Genomic DNA, 19,933 nt, shown 5'->3' with positions numbered 1-19,933 from the left:
GGGTATTTTTTACTTATGCTATTCTAAAATCTTACAAGATGATCAGAAAGATTGCACTGACCCTCACATTGACTGGCATTTGTTATGCACTGAAAGCCCAGAACATCGACGACGCCCTCCGTTACAGCACCACCAACATTGGCGGTTCTTCCCGGGTACAGTCCATTGGCGGCGCAGCGGGCTCACTGGGTGGCGACTACAGCTCCATGTTCGTGAACCCGGCCGGGGTGGCTTTTTTCAAAACAAGCGAAGCAGCGTTTTCCTTCGGTTTCCAGAATGTGTCCAATGAAGGCACCTACCTGGGCTCCACTGCCAGCGACAATAAGGGCAACCTGTACATCAACAGCGGCGCATTTATATTTGGCGGCACTAAGAAGAGAGCTTCCAGTAAATGGCAGAACTTTTCCTTCGGCATTGGCGTGAACAGGCTGAATAATTACAACGAGATGGTTTATTACCGCGGGCTGAATACGCAATCTTCCATTTCCTATAACTATGCGGGTGAGGTCAACGGTATTACCAACCCGGACCAGATAAGCCAGGACCCGCGATTTGCCCACAGCGCCGACCTGGCCTACAATACCTACCTGATAGAACCTTTCCTGGATGACAATAACCAACCGGATGGCGGATGGTATTCACTGGCCCAGGAAGTGGTGGACGAAGGCGGCGGCATTATGCAGGAGAACAGCATCCGCACCGAGGGCAGCGCCTACGAAGTGAACCTCTCCTTTGGCGGCAACTATAACGACCAGTTGTACATAGGCGGTAGCCTGAACATGCCTACCTATCGCTATGAAAGGACCAAGACTTTTACAGAAACCAACACTACGCGCCCCGGCGCGCTGTTGAATTACTTTGACGTAACGGAAGACCTGAAGACGGAAGGCGTGGGCTTTAATACCAAGCTGGGCGTGATCTACCGGCCCATAGCGCCTTTAAGGCTGGGCCTCACCTTTGCGTCTCCCACCTGGGCATCCTTTACGGATACCTATGTAACGTCCATGCTTACCTCAACAACGGACCAGGGTGTAGTGACCGCCAACTCCACCGAAACCAATAATGGCTATGCCGATGAATCCAGGTACAATGTGACCACTCCCTGGAAAGGCACGGCCAGCGCCAGCTACATATTCCGGCCCGCCGGCGGCGATATGACCAAGCCCTCCGGCTTTATATCCGTAGACTATGAGTATATGGACTATGCGGCCATGAAAATGAAGATGAAGAACGGCGGCAGTTCCGACCAGGAAGAGTCCAATGCCCGGAACCAGGCCATAGACGCCACCTACCAGGCAGTATCCAATTTCAGGGTGGGCGGTGAGCTGAAGCTGAACATCTTTGCCATCCGCGCCGGCTTTGCCTATTATGGCAACCCTTACCAGGACAGCAACCTGGATGGCGCCCGCACTTTTTACACCGGCGGCCTGGGTTACCGCAACAAAGGTATTTATATAGACCTGGCCCTGGTATACGGGAATAATACCCGCATGGACCAGCCTTATACCATGATGGAGAACCAGTTGAACATTCCCTCTCCTCCTCCTGCGGAGATCAAGAGCAGCGTGACGAATGTAACGGCTACGGTTGGGTTTAAGTTCTAATTAATAATTAAGAATTAAGAATTAATAATTAATAGACGGAGCGCTGCTGTTTCAATGAAGCACTTTTGCTACGATTATTAATTATTAATTCTTAATTATCAATTCCTCCAGGTACCGCAGCACCGCCCCCGTCTCCCTCGCATCAAACCACTGTATTTCCTTGTCTTTTCTGAACCAGGTGAGCTGCCGTTTAGCATATTGCCGGGTATGCGTTTTGATGAGCGTGACCGCATCCTCCAGGGTGGTTTTGCCGTCCAGGTAATCGAATATTTCCTGGTAGCCCACTGTTTGCAGGGCGTTGTGGCTGCGGTACGGCAGCACGCTTTGCACTTCTTCCAGCAGCCCGGCGGCCATCATCAGGTCTACCCGGGTATGAATGTTACGGTGCAGTAATTCTTTGGGGAGGGTGATCCCTATTTTAATGATACGGAAATCGCGCTGCGCACGGCTGGCTGTTCTGAAAGAAGTGATGGAACGGCCGGTGGATTCCAGCACTTCCAGGGCCCTGATCAGGCGCTGGGGATTCTGTGTTTCCGCTACGGCGTAAAACGCCGGGTCGCGCTGCTGCAACTGCTGCTGCAGCCATGCCAGCCCTTCCTTTTCATATTGCCGGTTGATCCTGTCCCGGACCGCCGGCGATACGGGCGGCATATCATCTATGCCTTCGCAGAATGCCCGGATGTACAGGCCGGTGCCCCCGCACAGCACCGCTACGGGGCGCTGCGCAAAGATCTCCCGGGCATACTGCAGCGCAAGCTTTTCGTAGCGCCCGGCATTCACCTCTTCCGTAATGGAATGGGAATTAATAAAATAGTGGGGAACGGCGCGCAGCTCTTCCGCCGAAGGTTTGGCGGTGCCGATGCTGATCTCGCGGTAGCACTGGCGGCTGTCTGCAGAAATAATGGAAGTACCGAAAGCCTGCGCCACCTGTATAGCCAGCGCTGTTTTGCCCGAAGCGGTAGGGCCGGCTATGACGATGACTGTATGCTGCATTAATAGATGTTCTCGTCCTCGCCTGCTGCCTCTTCGCCGTCATCTCCCCCGCTTTCTTCATCTTCTCCGCCTTCTTCACTGAAGCCATCCTCTCCCATTCCTTCCTTGTTCAGGTCGTATTTCTCCTCCATTTCCACCAGCTTGTCGCCGATGAGGCCTTTGGTGCCGTACTGGCTGGGCGCCAGTCCTTCCTTACGCACGCAGAAGGGGTAGGTTATTTTGGTGTTTTCTTCCTTGGAGATGCCGATCAGCTCCACCAGGAAGGTCCAGCTTTTGGCAAAATCATAGAGATATATGAATTTCTGGTTAGGGTCCTTTACAGCGGCTGCAATAGCGGTATCCGCCATCAGCAGCGGCTCGGCTTTACGGGGAGTGGAATCTTTCTCCAGTATAATTTCCCGGCCGCGCTGCCAGTTATCATTGCTGCGGAAAAAAGTGGCTTTATGTTTAGTGTCGAACTCAAATGCCTGTAATATGGATTGATGCAAGTGCAAAAAGGTTTGATTGGGCTTTATCGCAATATCCCTGTATACACTTTCATCCTCTTCCCAGTAAACTCTGAATTTCAAAACCGGCATGACAAATATATGTTATAGGTTTTAGTAATATCAAGTTAATGAATGGCTGATTATACGTACAAAAATGGTGCTTAACAAGCGCTTAAGGCCGCATAAATTTACCACTTTTATTTAACAGGGCTCAGGTTCATTGTCCTGGCCTTCTCCAGCATAAAAGCATATGCTGCTTCGTAAGTGTTGGGAATCTCTCCATCCAGTATGGCTTCGCGGATGGCGTTTTTAAGATCGCCCACCTGCCTGCAGGGCGGCAGCCCGAACGTTTCCATGATCACTTCACCGGTAACAGGCGGCTGCCAGTTACGGATGCGGTCGTTCTCTTCCACTTCCTTCAGCCGTTCTCGCACCAGCTCAAAGTTCTCGAGATAACGTTTTACTTTGGCCTTGTTCTTGGAAGTGATGTCGGCCTCGCACAGCAGCATCAGGGCTTCCAGGTCGTCGCCGGCATCAAACAGCAGGCGCCGTATAGCCGAATCCGTAATATTCTCCTTGGTAAGGCTGATCGGGCGCAGGTGCAGCTCCACCAGCTTTTTTACGAAACGCATTTTTTCGTTCTGCGGCAGCTTAAGCCTGGCAAAGATGCGGGGCACCATTTTACCGCCTACCGCATCATGACCATGAAAAGTCCATCCATGCGCCGGCTCAAAGCGTTTGGTGGCCGGCTTGCCGATATCATGCAGCAGCGCGGCCCAGCGCAGCCAGAGGTCCTTGCTGTGGCGGGAGATATTGTCCACCACCTGCAGGGTATGATAGAAATTATCCTTGTGCCCTTTTCCTTCCACCATTTCCACGCCCACCAGGTCTATCATCTGCGGGAAGATGATCTTCAGCAACCCGGCCTGGTACAGCAGGTCCAGCCCTACGGATGGGCGGGGCGACAGCATGATCTTGTTCAGCTCATCGGTGATGCGCTCCTGCGATACGATCTTTATACGGTGCGCATGCTGGCGGATCGCTTCAAAGGCCTCCGGGTAAATGGTGAACTGCAATTGTGAAGCAAAACGGATCGCCCGCATCATACGGAGCGGGTCGTCGCTGAAGGTTTGTGCAGGCTCCAGCGGCGTGCGAATGAGCTGCGCTTCCAGGTCGGCAAGCCCGTTAAAAGGGTCCAGCAGGCTGCCGTAATCGTCCTCGTTGAGGCTCACCGCCATGGCGTTAATGGTAAAGTCGCGGCGGAACTGGTCGTCCTGCAGGGTGCCGGCCTCCACTTCCGGGTTACGGGAGTGATCGCGGTAGCTTTCCTTGCGGGCGCCTACGAACTCTATCTCCAGGTCATTCCATTTTATCTGTGCAGTACCATATGTTTTGAAAAAGCTCACCGGCACATTAGCGCCCAGCACGGCGGCCACCTGGTGCGCCAGCGCGATACCGTCGCCCACGCACACGATATCCATGTCCTTTGTCCGGCGGTTCAGCAGCTTGTCCCGCACAAACCCACCGATCAGGTAGCAGGGAGTACCCAGTTCGCGGGCCGCCATGGCTATCTGTTCCAACACTTTCCGTTCCTGCAGCGTACAGGGAATATCTATGGGCCTTTTACTGATCATAAGAGGGCAAAAATAGGTTAATTAAGAATTAATAATTAACAATTAATAATCATAACACCGGTGCTTCAACAAAACACAGGAATTATTAATTCTTCATTGTTAATTATTCGCGTATAACGCGCATAGCGCCGCCGGCCAGCACCTTTACAATACGGGAAGGCTGTGCCGGCGCGGTGTCCTGCTGCCTGTACTGTACTACATAGTTCACGCCACTCCTGACAGCGGGATCAATATCCGCAAAAGTGGCAGGCGATGGCTGACCGCTGACATTGGCGGAAGTAGACACCACCGGTTTGCGGAAGCGCTTGACCAGGTGCCGGCAGAAGGGCTCCTGCACAATACGTATAGCCACGCTCCCGTCCTGGTTCACCACGCTGGGCGCCAGCCCCAGCGCTCCATCGTAGATTACGGTCGTAGGACGGTCAAAGCCCCGGATGATGTCGGCAATGTCCGGGGGAGGATGCGCCACGTAGCGCAGCAGGTCCCGCACATCAGCCAGCAATACCACCAGGCTTTTGCTTTCCTCCCGCTGCTTGAGGGCAAAAACATCTTTCACGGCAGCTTCATTGGTGGCGTCGCAGCCAATGCCCCAGATCGTGTCCGTAGGGTATAGTATCAGTCCGCCTGCATGCAATACCCGCAGGCTGGCGCTAATATCGTTCTCAAAATCTGTTATCATCTTGTGCTACATACTTTTATATACTTCCATCATGGCCGCGGCGCATTTATCCGGCGTAAAGCGGTGGGCATGCGTCCAGCCTTTTTCTCTCATATCCTGTGCCAGGGCGGTATCCCCGGTGAGCTGCTGTATAGCGCCGGCAATACTGGCAGGCTCCAGCGGATCTACATACAGGGCGGCCTCCCCCGCCGTTTCGGCAAAGCAGGAGCCCCGGGAGGTAATGACCGGCGTACGGCTCCACAGCGCTTCCAGGATGGGAATGCCAAAACCCTCAAACACGGAGGGATAGAGCAATACCTGTGCGCCCTGGTACAGCAGGGGCAGCTCCGTATAGGCCGGGCGCCGCCTTTCATTGAGCCAGATCACCCGCTGCTCCATGCCGTGCGCGGCGATGAATGCTTTTACCTGCTTTTTATAAGCGCGCCCGTCGCCCAACACCACCAGCGGCATGTCAAGACGCCCTTTCAGCAAATGCAGGGCCTTTACAATACCCAGGAGGTTCTTACGCTCAATTACGGAGCCTACGTACAGCAGGTATTCGGCAGGCAATCCATACCCTTCCCGCAGCGCCTGCAGCTCCGTGGGCGCATGCCGCACGCCGAACATCGGGTCGCAGCTCTGGTATACCACGGCTATTTTTTCCGGTGGCGTATCATAGAAGGTCACCAGGTCTTCTTTTGTCTGCCGGCTGATGGCCACTACCTTATCCGCCTGCAGGCAGGCATATTTTGCCTTGCGGCGGTAAGTGAGCACGTCCAGCGGGTTATACTGCGCAGGATAGCGCTCAAAAATAAGGTCGTGCATGGTGACCACGCTTTTGATGCCGCTGCGATGGATGCCAAAGGGAATTTCATGGCTCAGGCCGTGATAGAGATCCACCTGGTGCCGCAGCAGGTCCTTCACTACGTATTTGCTGCGCCAGGCAGCGCGGAACCAGCGGTGCAGCGGCTTTTGCGGCAGCACCGTTTGCATGCCGGCATAAGGCGCCGTATCGAACAGCCTGGTTTGCTTCGGCGCAAACAGGTAATAATGGTGTTCGGGAAAATGGATCGCCAGGGCGCTGATCAGGGAGCGGCTGTAGTTTCCCAGCCCGGTGGTATTCTGAAAGGCCCGTTTGGCATCGAAAGCGATGTTCAAGATCAGTTTGTTTTTAATGCGGCCGGTTTCACCGGACCATCAAGGCGGTGTACCGGAAGGCAAAATAAGGAAAAAATGAGCGGATGTGCGCATGTGCAGGTATGCGAGCCAGCACGGAGAAGTATTGGGCATTTATTAAAAGCAGGCAATTATATTTGCAAAAAATTCAACAATGGAACTAAAAGAACAAATACAGACCGTTTGGAACGATCGTAAACTATTGGAGGAAACGCAATATACCGATGCGATAAGAGCGGTCATAGAAGCGGTAGACAAAGGTAATTTACGGGTAGCGGAACCCACGGCCAACGGGTGGCAGGTAAATGAGTGGGTAAAGCAGGCCATTCTCCTGTACTTTTCTATACAGCCGATGGAGACCATCAGCCTGGCCCCTTTTGAGTTCTATGACAAAATGAAGCTGAAAACCAATTATAAGGACCTGGGCGTACGCGTGGTGCCGCATGCCATTGCCCGTTACGGCGCGTACATAGCCAAGGGCGCTATCCTGATGCCCTCCTATGTGAACATTGGCGCTTACGTGGATGAAGGCACCATGGTGGACACCTGGGCCACCGTTGGCTCCTGCGCCCAGATAGGCAAGCACGTGCACCTGAGCGGCGGCGTGGGCATTGGCGGCGTGCTGGAGCCCTTACAGGCCAGCCCGGTAATCATCGAGGACGGCTGCTTTATAGGTTCCCGCTGTATCGTGGTGGAAGGCGTAGTGGTAGAAAAAGAAGCGGTGCTGGGCGCCAACGTGGTGCTGACCCAGTCCACCAAGATCATTGACGTAAGCGGCAGCGAACCGGTAGAATATAAAGGCCGCATTCCTGCCCGCAGCGTGGTGATACCCGGCACCTACGCCAAGAAATTCCCCGCGGGCGAATACCAGGTATCCTGCGCGCTGATCATTGGGCAGCGCAAGGCATCTACAGATCTGAAAACAAGTTTGAACGATACGTTACGGGAGTTCAATGTAGCGGTGTAAGCGGTATGTTTCAAAAATTTTTGAATTTCTGTTTTCAAAAATTTGGAAGTTTTAAAAAAGTGCTTACCTTTGCAATCCCTTAACACGGAATCGGTTGCCCAGATGGCGAAATTGGTAGACGCACTGTGTTCAGGTCGCAGCGTTCGCAAGGACGTGCTGGTTCGAATCCAGTTCTGGGCACTCATAAAGCGCTGATAACAAGCAAGTTATCAGCGCTTTTTATTTCTAATATGTTGTATTCCGTTCGCTTTTAACCACTTACTACCGTTTTTTCAGGCACACAACCGGCATTTACATGGCACATCATTTGGTTTACACAAAAGAAAATGACTGTCGTCATAACCCCGCGTATATCACGCGATCAAAGCAAGATATTTTACTCCTTTGAGTGGGGTAAAAAAGCAGGACAGCGTATAGCCAGCGGCGTATTTATATATGCTCATCCTACAGGTACTGTTCAAAAAAAACATAATAAGGAAGCACTTAAACTGCTGGAAGTTAAAAGAGCACAGTTCACTTTGGATGCGCTTTCGGTAGGTACAGACTTCCTCCCTTCGCACAGACAAAAATGTAACTTCCTGGATTTTTATAAAGAATATGTAGACCGGAACAGGCAATTGGGCAACAGGCACCTGGAATGCAGCTATAAATTGTTTAAAAAGTTCGTCCAGTCAGATTATATTTCCCCGAAGGATGTTACAGAAGAACTTTCTGCTGATTTTCAGAAATATTTATTACTCCATTTCAATGGTGAAACGCCATCCAATTACTTTGCGAGATATAAAAAGGTTTTAAAGCTGGCAACAAGACAGGGCTATTTTAAAATAAGCCCCTGCCAGGATCTTCCTGTGAAAGCCAATAAGAATAGGAGAAGGAAAAACAACCTGGAAGCCGGAGAGTATACTCAGTTATTACATACGCCCGCTTTGAATAACGAAGTTAGAGATGCCTTCATTTTTTGTTGTTACACCGGCTTACGATGGTGTGATATAAAGTCACTTAGCTGGGCTAATATCCGGGAGAATTCTATGGTCATAAATATAATGCAAAGGAAAACCAGTGTTGAGCATTATATCACGCTACACTCCATTGCAAAAGAAATACATCTTACGAGAAGGGAGCGGTTGAACGGTCCTGATAACCATCGAAAAGTATTTGATCTTCCCACAGCCAATGGGGCAAACAAAATTTTAGGTACCTGGTGTGAAACTGCGGGAATTGAAAAGCATATTACCTGGAACTGTGCAAGGTTAAGCTTTAGTATATTGCTCCAGGATGCCAATGTGGATGCCGCGACAGTGGCGCTGCTGCTGGGGCACACTTCTTCGAAATATGTCAATGAAACTTATAAGCGTTATCGCCCTAAGAATCAAGAGATGGAGATTCAAAAACTGCCACCTGGATGGCAGGAAGACCCGTTTTTAACATAAAAAAGGAGAAAATCTCTCTATTTATTATTTAGTACTCAATTCAATTTTATATTATAATATTTTATTACTTATTACTATCCGGTATTTAGGCGAAAATCTCGTTACGTACTCCTTATTTGACTTCCCTATACTGTCAACCAGGATTTTAGTATCCAGCAACTCCGAAACAGGGCTGAGTAGCTTCCAATTTCTCTCATTTTCGCTTTCAATTTCATTTATATTATAAGCACTGATTGCGTTGCTATCCAAAGGTATTTTTAAACTAGATAATGTTTGCTCCAAACTAAAACCGGTAAAACAACATGCTAACATAAACCAGGGTATTCCATAACCTGGATGAATATCAGAAAACCTTACATTATCTCTTAAATTCCCACTGCTATCACTGTAATTATCTTTCAGATGGCTTGCTGCAACTAAAGAGCAACCATACTGCGTAGTATCAAAATCAATATTGCAGGCTGCCCCATGCATCAATTTTCTTGCAGCAAAATTGTATAGCAGATATAAAGGAATTGCACCTTTTCCCTTTGCATAGGCCAACAATAAATCAATTTGATTTTGCGCCCCCACTGTATGCTTAAATTGTTTGTAAACGCCATCATCCAACCGAATTCTTCCGCCTATTCTTAAAGAGTGATAGATAATTTTAGCTTGTACAGCATATTTATATACATGATTATCCCGCTGTATTATACAGATTTCAAGATCATCTCCATTAGAGGCCTCATTTATTGACTCATAAATGGAAAATGAAGAAATACCCTGTAACCATTTTATCTGATTCAGCTCATAGACAAGATTCTGTGTAATGGTTGTTTCATGGATTTTCATTCCGGGCCTGGTCCGGGAAAAAGCAATCCGCTCCCATGTATCATATGCCGCAGCTCTCAGTAACCGGCATAAAATGGATTCGCCATCCTGAAATTTATTTTGAAAATAGAGAAGAATACTCATTGAGTAGAACGTTGAGTGTCATTAATCTAATCTGTTTTCACTTAACAACAACAGAGCGCTGTTCCAGAGTCCCGGCGATGTTTCGGGATCCTTCCCCGTAAAAATCCAGAAGTAAACGCTGTTTAACTGTTTGCAACCTTTCCGGAAATATAACTATATATCATTCTAGAAATGTTCCGGCCGTGCCCCAGGCAGGCAGCCTGCAGTCAGGTGTTTTGATGATTGGCATAATACCATTCAAAAAAACGATATATTTCCGCCCGCGGGTATTTCGGCCCCCGATCCTCCCGGTCCCTTTCCAATCGCTTAGCGTTAGGTATAGCCCGGGCCATTAAAAGGTCCTTATAATTTTTGTACAATCCTGCGCGTTTTATAGCGCCTTCACTTTTGTTATAGCCAGGAATACGGTCCTTATGCCGTAAACTTTCCTCCACTTCCTTACAATTATTGAACAATTTGTCAGTATGTAGAAAATGGAGCAGGAGCCATATCTCAAAACAAGGATTATTCTCAAGCACAATCACACCAGCAGCGATCGCCTGCTTCTTATCCCGGCTATATGCCTCTTGTTGGTTATCTTGCAGTACTTTATCAAAATCAATAAGGGCAAAAACATGGTCATATTCGTCAGTAAGCGCAATAGCCCGACCAAGCACCCCTTTATAATTACCAATTCTTCCCGGGATATCAGGGAATATCGTAAGATGCTTAGGGCGATCAGTATCACGCACATCGAAAAAATAGATGCTCTCCGTTTGACCATCTCCAACAATTGCCACAGTATTTCTCTGTTGTTGCTGCTTTCGGTGAGTCCTTGCCATATTATTCTTCAGTTAAATAAGGGGAGCCAAGATTAGGTTTGGCGCCAAGTTTTCCCGATTTATAGGCTTTGCTTATACTAGACTCCTTCCTTAAAACAGAACTGTCAAAATCTGCAGCAGAATAAAGACTAATTGAGCCATCATCATTTTTCTCACTAAACCATAACGCATCTCTCCGTATAAAATCCTGATTCTCCATCAAAGAAACATTATGCGTTGTGATTAACAATTGAGAGGCTTTCGAATTGACTAAAAAGACCTGCAAAAAATATTTCATCAAATCGGGATGAAGAGAGCTTTCCAGTTCATCTATACAAAGCAAATGAGAATGATGAATAAGCTCGAACAATGGTCCCCCTAGTCCAAAGTATCGTTTTGTACCATTGCTTTCTATCAACAGCGGTAGTGAAAATACTTTGTCATCATTTAATTTATGGATAAAATCAATCTTCCGCTGGCTCGGACCTCCATAATACCTGGTTGTTGTTGTGGTGGTGGTTGAGGAACGAGGACTTGTTTGTTTTGAATAATTTTCCGAACTCAGAAACCTGTCACTAAAATCCGGAGGATAGGCTTCATCTAAGGGAATGCTTACTTGAGTAGTTGCATCCGACACTTCCACTTCCAAAATTTGGTTATCAGCTTTGTTCAAAAAAGAATTAATCCATCTATTGATAGAAGTATCTTTGTCAATCAATAATGCGGTCACTTCCGTAAGATTGTGTGAAGAAGTGACCATACCCAGCAAGAAAATATTGAGCCACCTGTTTAATCTCTCCAACTCCGGGATATCTACGTTGGTCTTTGCGTAAGCTCCCATCACTGAATTATTATGCAGCGTATTGCTCTCTAATAAATCCTTCTCCCGAACCGGGATTTTGATTTTACTACCGAATTGAATCTTAGCTAGTCTCTTTTCAACATCCGTCAACCTGGTAAAAAGTTCTGTTGGCTTTGCTGTCTGATAAAAAACCACTTTCTCATTCAGGATGGCCTGTTTATTGAACTTTAACTGGTAAATATACCTTACGTTTTCACAATAAAAAGAAAGCTCAAACCGGGAAGGATGCTCATAAGGAGCGTCTAGAAAAAGAAAAGGCTCAAAATCAAGCTCGACAGCTTTATCGCCTATCGGCTTTAACAACAATTTTCTTAGAAATTCAAACGCTTTTAACACAGTAGTCTTCCCTGAAGCGTTGGCCCCATATATATAAGATAATTTCAATAGTTTTTTACCATCGGGCATGTTTACGACATAGGCATCTTCTTCAATATGATCGGCCACCTCGAAATTGATCTCAACTTCATCCTTGATAGGCCCAAAATTTTCTATTTTCAAGTAATGGATCATTATTTTTATTGTTTTTGCATATTTATTACAAAAATACAAAAAATATTCACAAAACAGGTAATAATAAATAGATGGCTCGGTTTAGTTAAAGGAACGACGCTATGCATTTCCCGAAACAAGCAGAACGCAGCTTTATGATGTCATGCAATGAAAATATTGTTGTTTTACTAAATTTTGTCTGCGACAGGTAGAAAGTGGCAATATATGAAGGGAAACGACAGCAGTGGAAAAACGCATGTCACTTTTTTTACACACTAACCTTATAATCAATTGACAATCAATGATAGATGTGCCAGTTCTGGGCACCAACAAAAAAACCCGCTTTTAGAGCGGTTTTTTTCAATTTCAGCACCTTCGGGGACATGACACATCCCAAAACACGATTCCAGCCAGTACAGAGCCGTACGCGGCACCTCCCAAAGGGCAAACTGACCATCTGTCCATGACCAGTTCCGTATAGGTATAAGCGTGGGTGTTGTGACCCAAAAAATTAACCGCTCACATCGGGAGCCGCTATTCCGGACGCATTCCCCGCAGGACCAGCAGGATATTGCAAGGGCCAGCCTTGCGCGACAAGCAGTCTTGACACAGCAGGCCACGGGCGGGAAATCCCAAGACCGGATGCCAGCCCTTATTCTTCTTTTTTTATTCGAGAAAGATAATTATATTTGATATCAAAATGATATCAAATTAAAATATCCCCATTATGGAAAAAATAATCAGGCCGATGTCCGGCTACCTCGCTTTTGTATTGTCCATTCTTTGTTTCTTCGGCGGCATCTACACCGTAATCCAGACCTCTCAGCCTGACAGCGGAGGGTGGGCGATTAGCACCATCGTTCTTGCCATCATGTTCATCTTCATTTCCAAGGGCATCAAGATCGTGAATCCCAACCATTCCCGCGTACTCACTTTCTTTGGAAAGTACGTAGGCACGGTGAAGCAGAACGGGCTTCTGTGGGTGAACCCTTTATACCGCTCCCAGAAAATTTCTCTCCGGGCACATAACCTGAACGGGCAAACGCTGAAGGTGAATGACAAGATGGGAAACCCCATTGAGATCGCGGCGGTGATCGTATGGCAGGTGAATGACACTTATAAAGCCGCGTTCGAAGTGGAAGGTTTCCAGCAATATGTGCAGGTGCAAAGCGAAGCCGCAGTACGACACCTTGCCACCAGTTGTCCATACGACCGGATGGAAGATGAAACAGCGGATATCACACTGCGGGACGGTGGTGAAAAAGTAAACGAGCTGCTGGAACAGGAACTGAACAACCGGCTTTTTGCGGCAGGCATCACCGTGCGGGAAGCACGCATCAGCCACCTGGCCTATGCTCCGGAAATTGCTGGCGCCATGCTGCAGCGCCAGCAGGCCACAGCTATTGTGGCGGCACGCAGCAAGATCGTGGAAGGCGCGGTAGGCATGGTGGAAATGGCGCTGGAACAACTATCACGCAAGCAGATCGTCGCGCTGGATGAAGAGCGCAAAGCGGCGATGGTAAGCAACCTGATGGTGGTGCTTTGCGGCGAGAAAGCTGCTACACCAGTGTTGAATACGGGTTCATTGTATCAGTAACCGACTACCGGGAATGACAAGAAACAATCTATAACAATAAACGTTCATGGCTGCGAAAGATAAAAAATCCTTTGTGTTGCGGATAGACAGTGCTACTTACGATGCGCTGGAGCGATGGGCGGCCGACGAGTTCAGAAGTGTAAACGGACAGATGGAATGGATCGTGATGAAAGCGCTGAAGGAAGCGGGAAGGCTGCCGAAAGGAAAGGACAAGAAGGATGAAAAAAAATAATGTCATCCCATTTATAAGCAAAAGAGCTGGCGGTGTCGCCAGCTCTTTTGCTATGAAAACGACAGTATAATGTAGCTTCCCCGATGTTATCCACTATTGCTTTGCCCCTGCATTAATTTTTCACACAAAAAGAGGAGATAGTCAATTTTCCTGAAGAAAGCGGTGGCAAATCCAACAAGGCTACCACCACACCTGCCCGCCGGTCGGGCTGAACGTAAATATCCGCTCCTGCCTTCCTTTCGTTCTGTCATGGAGCAAGAAAAGCGCTCCTGTGGGGCATTGCTTATAAATCAACGAATCCTCCCTGGCGATCATTCTACCCAGGGACTTCCATGTATCTCCATTCCAGCACATCAGCTCATATTCATCTCCAACCTCTATGCAGTTGCCGTCATTCCTGGGCACAAACCTGATCCTGCTGATCTTTTCAGGCTGCTCCAGTTCCAGGCCTACCCAGTTGACACCCCTGCTTACGCCATCGAAGAAGGTAAGCAGCTCTTTGTCGAAAACCTTTTCCTTCGTATTTCCAAAATCCTTATAGCTGCCTTCACTGCCAATAATCCTGCCGGCTACTTCCTTCCCCTGATCATTGAAAAATTCCAGTTCCGCCAAGCCGCCATATCCCCCTCTCGGGCTTACATATCGAAGGAACTTATAGGCACCGGCATTTGTAACAGGAATAGTATAAGGTATTGGCTGCGTCCTACCCTTATATATATAAAGCGTGACCGCATCCGAGAAATCAGCTTTATTGGCGGCCTGAAATTTGCCGCCATCCATTCTCGTATCAAGATGCTTTGCATCCCAGTAATATTTCCTTTTAAGCACCGCAGGCGCTTTCCTTGCCGTGTCCGGTGAAATATATTGAACGAGGCCGTCACTTGTTAATATGAATGGGTCGCCGGCGGGGATAATTGTATCATCATCACCAAATATGGCTGGCAGATACAAAGCATTTAATCCCATATCTTTAAAGGTGGCCATACCTTTATCCATCTTCCCCGCGGCTACCGGAAACCATTTCTGGTTATCCCAGACACATAAATATGCATTTTTACGGGATGAGATCTTACTTCCGGTAAAAAGCCGGACCGAAATGGTCTTGGTATTAAAATATTCATTTGTAACATCCTTTATATACGGATCCTTAAAGAAAACCGGGACAGGCTCTGCCGGAGCTTTACTATAAAAAAGGGAAGCGGGATCTGCCCTGAAGGTCCTCCTGTAGATTTTGGCGGCAGGTGAATCCGGCCTGCCGGTACCGGGCTTCTTGCCCATCTGGTAATAGATGGTCTTCCCCTTATTATCGATGATCGCATTCCAGTCATGCCCCATATCCCGGTAAGGGTGCTGCAGATCAAAATCACTTGCTGCAGGTATGCCAAGCGACCGCAGCACATACAGTAAATAATGCGACTGTTCCCTGCAATCACCGGTATAGGTCTTGAGCATATCCTCCCCGGGTAAGGATGGAAAATAATGCCCTAACAACATCCAGTCAAAATTAAGCGCGTCCTTTACACGGCAGGCATATTCAAGCGGGCTGTTTTGCGGCACATGTGCCGAATCAAAGATCACAGGTGAGCCGGTCCGCTCAAATTTCCAGCGCTGCGCCGGTATGCCGGCGTCCACGGCTTGTTCCACCAACCCGCCTTTCCCGGTTAAACCCAGGCATTTCCCGTTCGATTTGCTAATGATCTTATAGCTGTTACCGCCGCCCGGAATAATAGCCCATTGCTGGTTATTTGCTCCGCTAAAGTTCCCCTGCCGCAGCTTGCCGTAATTTTTCCCGGGATCATTTGAAACTTCTATCGTCTTCTTTAATTCCATGGTTTCAAGCGCTGACAAGCAGAAAAAACCATAGTCAATATTCTGAATATTGAATTGCTGGCTTTTCAATCCTTTATAGGAACCATGTGTCAACAGGGTATCAGCAGCGCTATATTTAAGCTGCAGGCAGGACCCATTGCCAACGTTCCTGATTATATAGCTGGCCCCGTCAACCAATCCAAATGCCGGATCATTTCTATAGAATTTTTCAACCGGTATGATATCAATATAGTCAATGCCTATATTCCTGTTAATGGAGCTGACATCAATTGTATTTATTCCTTTCTGGAAATGTAGTTTAAACCTGAACTGTTTTCCAGGGTAAGCATATAAACTGGCAGTCGGGTAAAGTGTTTTCATAATGGTATCCCGCTTATTGAGCACAAGCCTGATCCTGGCCGAATCAAAACCACCTGTATACTGAATACGCACGTACTTTTCTCCGTCTTTATCAATGCTGATGCTATCAAATGAGATCGCATTCATTCCAGGCGCCAGTTTTACCAAAGTTGAGCTATCCCCGTCTTCCAAAGTCAGGTACCGGGTTGTATCCTTCACAAAGGATATAGCTTTATAAACTGATCCCCCGGAGAAAAATATCTCATCGAATATGCCATGGAAGGCAGCATTGTACTTTTCAAACCAATTACTGTATCTTTCATTCTCGATCCGGTATGGCAATACATACTCACAAAAAATATCAAAACTATAATCCTTCTGCCACGGCACCTTTTCCCAAACCTGGTATGCATTCTCAATATGACGGATCAGGTATGCGGCCGGCAGCGATTCGCCGTCTTTTTTGATAAAAAACTCATACCCGATCTTATAATAAGTAACGAGCTCGGTGATCGCCCCGCTTCTACGCTGCATTGGCAGCTTATGAATGTCATGGAGTACCTGCAGGAACTTGTCATAGTTGGGGCCGGACAAGCCATAGTGTCCTTTCATATGCTCCAACAGGTACCTGGCAGCCCTGAGCTTGTCCGGGTTACCCTGTTTTTCGAAGTAGCTGATAACTTCCGTTTCAATATCATCCTTCCCGGAACTGCAGGAAAAAGTAATGCTGCATAGCACCAGCAGTATCAGTAAGGGGAGGCAATGCAGCCACAACAGATCTTTTAAAGGGGCCGTTAAAAATTTAAATACCAACATAGACAGGAGATTATTGACTACATTTATAATTAGCATAGTACCTGCTGGCAGAATCCAGTATCTGCCGTACAGCGGTAGATGGTACCTTGACCTGCTTATGCAATATTTCGGCAGCTTTGCTACAGGTCCTGGCGCTGTCGCTGCTGATCGCATACAGTTTAAGGAGCATAAACTCACTGTAAAAGCGGTTAGGCACCATATCAAGCGCAGCTTGATAATGACTTTCCGCCGCCGCAAATTGCCCTTTCTGTGCTTTTATATCCCCCAGCGCAATTTCTATTACCGTATTATTTAAATATTGCCTGCTTTGCTCAAGATAAAAACCTGCCTTATTCAACGAATCGGCATTCAGGTAAGCCTTTCCCATTCCCGACAAAAATTCCCCGTTAGCGCTTAAAACGGGAAAAGCACGGTTAAAATAGCGCAGACTTTGCTGGTAACTTTGTGTCTCGTAAGCCGTTTGAGCCTTCTGCCAATTCCTGTATCCATCTGCCAGGCGCCCCAGATACCTTATACCTGCAACTGACAACACCAGCACAAGCAGGAAAAGCACTGCCTGCGGCTTGCGGCCAAACGTTAGCCCCGGGAAGGAAAGAAAATTTTCCTGGTCTGCCGCAGCAAGCATCGCCAGTGCAATTGCCCCGACTATTTTCAGTGGCAAAATAAAATGCGGATAGTAAAACAGGCTTGTCACAACATAGGCCAGGAGCAATCCCTGAGCTGCATATTTATAGGGTTCGTATCCAGTTCCGACGCTGAGACAACAGATAACCAGCGCAATAATCAATAACAGGCCAACGGTGCCCAGCTCCGCCGTCAACTGCAAGGGATCATTAAATGCATAGTACACATTATCCGCCAGTTGCTTTTCATTTTCAGTAGCGCTGGTTTCCATATAACTGCCCTGGTAATTCATATACCGGGCGCCAAACTGATCGTATCCTATACCAAATATTGGCCGGTCCTTTATAATGCCTGCTGTCGCTTTCCATATCAGCACTCTTCCGTCCGCCGAGTTCCGTTTCAGCAAATAGGCGGCAGTCAATAACACTACTGCCAGCAAGCTGAAAAATAAATAGCCTACCACCCTCTTCTTAAAAGGGAACCACCTGAACCTTGTTTTCGTCACATACATACAGGACGCTGCCAACAACACGGTGATCCATGCTGTCCTGTTATAAGTCATGGGCAGTACGATAATTGCCAGGGCAACATTCAACCACGGAATAATTTTCAATGGCGCCGCCAGCATCTGCACAAATCCGGCGGGAGAAGATTTAACGGCATCCAATACCTGCTTCTCAAAAAAAAGGACCAATGTAACCGAAGAACAGGTACAGAGCGAAATGAAAGCAGCATAAGCGCCTAAATTGAAAAAAGTGCCGGTTAGCCTGAACGGACTGTGAGACGGGATGATATTATATACCTGCAGCAAGCCATAACCGGATTGGATAATACCAGAGGCGGAAACGGCATATAAAAGAGGCAGAAAAAAATTTAAAGGGCGCCTCCTGAGCATGATATAAAAAAGCAATATTGCAATAAGGTCTATTATCCTGGCCGACAGGCGGAAATCATGCCTGAGCAGGATCCCGGTCAGAATATACATCGCAAACATTCCTACGACCAGGTCAATCCTGGTCAGCCGGAAACGCTTGCCGCTGTCATACATGATCGATATGATCAGCGCCGGAAGTGCCAGCACAAGTATGCCGCTGGCAAAGAACAGGGTCTTTGAGATTGTTGTGGCGTTTTCAAGGTCCGGATCATTTTGCAATGGGGTGAAGATCAGCATAAGCGTCACAGCGAAACCCAATATGCCTTCCAAAATGGAGCGGCGGCGGGCATGCAGATCATTGATTGTTGGCATATTTTCTTTCATCCGTTTATATTTCTAAAGAGGCGTTTCCAACTAAAGGTTCCATCGTGATACGAATAGATGGTCATGACCACTTTCCCTACAATATTCTTCTCCGGTATAACTCCCAGGTACCTGGAGTCTTCCGAAACGGGCTTATTATCTCCCAGCATGAAATAATAATTCTCACCAAAAGAATACCTGGATCCAGGCAAGCCTGGTTGCCAGTTGAGATCAGGCCGGCACTCCCAATGCCGGATCGTTTCCTTGTAAACAGGGCTATTAACAGCATCGAGCGTAATGGTCAGCCCTTTAAAAGGTATGGTAAATGGTCCCATCGTATTGACCGTCCATTTGTCGGGGCAGAAATAAGGTATTTTCCCGTCCAGTTGCTTATTCAGCAGCCGCTCCACCTGTACTTCCCTGTCATTTCTTAAACTCAGGAAGGTGGCGTAAGGCAGGCTGGCTACAATACGGCCGGAATCGACATCCACAGATAAAATGGCTTCCGGGGAAACAGTTCTGACGAACGCCCTGAGCTTTCCCTGATTTTTAAATTTCAGCACATATTGGCTTAGGGAAGAAGCGGGAAAATCTGCCGGCTGCCCGTTTATAAATACCGAGTCATTACGCAGCCTGATAATATCTCCAGGCAGGGCGATGCAGCGTTTGACCACAAAAAAATCCGGGAACAATTCGTACACAAATATATCGTTCCGGTGAATGACGGAATAACCGCTCTTTCTTTGTATGGGAGCACATCCAAACTTATGATCCGGTGGCGGCTCGTCCGCAAAGATCCTGATCCAGGAAATATCTGCTATGCCCTTAATCGCTGCCGGCCCATAGGCTAATTTGTTGATCAGCAGTACATCCCCCTTCTTAAGCGTACCACCCATTGACTCACTATTCACCCTGTAAATATCGAATACATATAATTTACAGATAACCGTATAAGTGATCAGTAAGAACAGCCTGCAAGTGAATAACATGGCCGGGTGAAACCGTACCGGGAGCAACCATTTAAGGAGATAAAAACATACAAATGCCATTATAAAGGGAATTACCAGCAACCATACCAGCCAGTAGATGCTGTGCATGAGCAGGAAGACCAGGGGCAGTACAATAGCCAGGTCAAACTTATGTACGGATAGTAACTTTTTCATTTTTCATCCGGAATATATATGCTGTACCGGTTATTTC

At 47.6% G+C, this 19,933-nt stretch carries 16 protein-coding genes and 1 tRNA gene; 6 read left to right on the top strand and 11 right to left on the bottom strand.

From position 1 onward, the window contains the following. The first annotated feature begins 38 nt into the window (after nt 1–38). A complete protein-coding gene (locus LX66_RS14465; protein ID WP_145714701.1) occupies nt 39–1,604 on the top strand; it encodes an OmpP1/FadL family transporter in 1,566 nt (521 codons plus the stop codon). Between the two features lie 84 nt (nt 1,605–1,688). Here LX66_RS14465 and miaA read toward each other — a convergent pair whose 3' ends face one another. The 5 genes from miaA to LX66_RS14440 all read right to left on the bottom strand — a co-directional run bounded on the left by miaA (nt 1,689) and on the right by LX66_RS14440 (nt 6,535). Next, entirely contained in the window at nt 1,689–2,597 is a 909-nt protein-coding gene (gene miaA / locus LX66_RS14460) for a tRNA (adenosine(37)-N6)-dimethylallyltransferase MiaA (RefSeq protein WP_145714699.1), read from the bottom strand. Next, nucleotides 2,597–3,175 carry an IS1096 element passenger TnpR family protein gene (locus LX66_RS14455; RefSeq protein WP_145714697.1) on the bottom strand — a complete coding sequence of 193 codons (579 nt, stop codon included), beginning with the start codon at nt 3,173–3,175 and terminating at the stop codon, nt 2,597–2,599. Before LX66_RS14455 ends, miaA begins: the two co-directional genes overlap by 1 nt. Before the next feature lie 107 nt (nt 3,176–3,282). Beyond that, nucleotides 3,283–4,719: a CCA tRNA nucleotidyltransferase gene (locus tag LX66_RS14450; protein WP_145714695.1), complete on the bottom strand. Its 1,437-nt coding sequence runs from the start codon at nt 4,717–4,719 to the stop codon at nt 3,283–3,285. 103 nt (nt 4,720–4,822) lie between these two features. Beyond that, nucleotides 4,823–5,398 carry an L-threonylcarbamoyladenylate synthase gene (locus tag LX66_RS14445; RefSeq protein WP_145714693.1) on the bottom strand — a complete coding sequence of 192 codons (576 nt, stop codon included), beginning with the start codon at nt 5,396–5,398 and terminating at the stop codon, nt 4,823–4,825. A 6-nt stretch (nt 5,399–5,404) separates the two neighbouring features. Next, nucleotides 5,405–6,535: a glycosyltransferase family 4 protein gene (locus tag LX66_RS14440; RefSeq protein ID WP_145714691.1), complete on the bottom strand. Its 1,131-nt coding sequence runs from the start codon at nt 6,533–6,535 to the stop codon at nt 5,405–5,407. A gap of 172 nt (nt 6,536–6,707) precedes the next feature. Between LX66_RS14440 and LX66_RS14435 the strand changes: the two genes are divergently transcribed. The 3 genes from LX66_RS14435 (at nt 6,708) to LX66_RS14425 (ending at nt 8,950) form a co-directional block, all read left to right on the top strand. After that, nucleotides 6,708–7,520 carry a 2,3,4,5-tetrahydropyridine-2,6-dicarboxylate N-succinyltransferase gene (locus tag LX66_RS14435; RefSeq protein ID WP_145714689.1) on the top strand — a complete coding sequence of 271 codons (813 nt, stop codon included), beginning with the start codon at nt 6,708–6,710 and terminating at the stop codon, nt 7,518–7,520. Between the two features lie 96 nt (nt 7,521–7,616). After that, a tRNA-Leu gene (locus tag LX66_RS14430) sits at nt 7,617–7,700 on the top strand. Between the two features lie 146 nt (nt 7,701–7,846). Then, complete coding sequence (locus tag LX66_RS14425; protein WP_145714687.1) at nt 7,847–8,950, top strand: site-specific integrase; 1,104 nt, start codon at nt 7,847–7,849, stop codon at nt 8,948–8,950. Nucleotides 8,951–9,001: 51 nt separating this feature from the next. Here LX66_RS14425 and LX66_RS14420 read toward each other — a convergent pair whose 3' ends face one another. From LX66_RS14420 to LX66_RS14410, 3 genes are all read right to left on the bottom strand, one after another. Continuing rightward, on the bottom strand, nt 9,002–9,907 hold the full coding sequence (locus tag LX66_RS14420) for a DUF6615 family protein (RefSeq protein WP_145714685.1): 906 nt from the start codon (nt 9,905–9,907) through the stop codon (nt 9,002–9,004). 206 nt (nt 9,908–10,113) lie between these two features. Beyond that, nucleotides 10,114–10,728, bottom strand: coding sequence for an RloB family protein (locus LX66_RS14415; RefSeq protein ID WP_145714683.1), 615 nt, complete (start codon nt 10,726–10,728; stop codon nt 10,114–10,116). 1 nt (nt 10,729) lies between these two features. Continuing rightward, nucleotides 10,730–12,079 (bottom strand): AAA family ATPase, encoded by a 1,350-nt coding sequence (locus tag LX66_RS14410; protein ID WP_145714681.1) that lies wholly within the window; start codon nt 12,077–12,079, stop codon nt 10,730–10,732. 706 nt (nt 12,080–12,785) lie between these two features. Here LX66_RS14410 and LX66_RS14405 point away from each other — a divergent pair. Together LX66_RS14405 and LX66_RS14400 are read left to right on the top strand one after the other, a co-directional pair. After that, nucleotides 12,786–13,655 carry an SPFH domain-containing protein gene (locus LX66_RS14405; RefSeq protein ID WP_145714679.1) on the top strand — a complete coding sequence of 290 codons (870 nt, stop codon included), beginning with the start codon at nt 12,786–12,788 and terminating at the stop codon, nt 13,653–13,655. A 46-nt stretch (nt 13,656–13,701) separates the two neighbouring features. Continuing rightward, complete coding sequence (locus LX66_RS14400; RefSeq protein ID WP_145714677.1) at nt 13,702–13,887, top strand: hypothetical protein; 186 nt, start codon at nt 13,702–13,704, stop codon at nt 13,885–13,887. A gap of 180 nt (nt 13,888–14,067) precedes the next feature. Here the strand turns inward: LX66_RS14400 and LX66_RS14395 are convergent, their stop codons facing one another. The 3 genes from LX66_RS14395 to lepB are packed head-to-tail and all read right to left on the bottom strand — an operon-like array spanning nt 14,068 to nt 19,896. Continuing rightward, nucleotides 14,068–16,872: an RICIN domain-containing protein gene (locus LX66_RS14395; RefSeq protein ID WP_158642637.1), complete on the bottom strand. Its 2,805-nt coding sequence runs from the start codon at nt 16,870–16,872 to the stop codon at nt 14,068–14,070. Between the two features lie 10 nt (nt 16,873–16,882). Next, a complete protein-coding gene (locus LX66_RS14390; RefSeq protein ID WP_145714671.1) occupies nt 16,883–18,754 on the bottom strand; it encodes an O-antigen ligase family protein in 1,872 nt (623 codons plus the stop codon). Further along, a complete protein-coding gene (gene lepB / locus LX66_RS14385) occupies nt 18,751–19,896 on the bottom strand; it encodes a signal peptidase I (RefSeq protein WP_145714669.1) in 1,146 nt (381 codons plus the stop codon). Before lepB ends, LX66_RS14390 begins: the two co-directional genes overlap by 4 nt. Between the last annotated feature and the right edge of the window lie 37 nt (nt 19,897–19,933).

Origin of the sequence: Chitinophaga japonensis (assembly GCF_007830125.1) — a bacterium.
In the GTDB taxonomy this organism is placed as follows: domain Bacteria; phylum Bacteroidota; class Bacteroidia; order Chitinophagales; family Chitinophagaceae; genus Chitinophaga; species Chitinophaga japonensis.
Note: the sequence above shows the minus strand (reverse complement) of the source record. Positions and strands in the feature narration are given on the sequence as shown.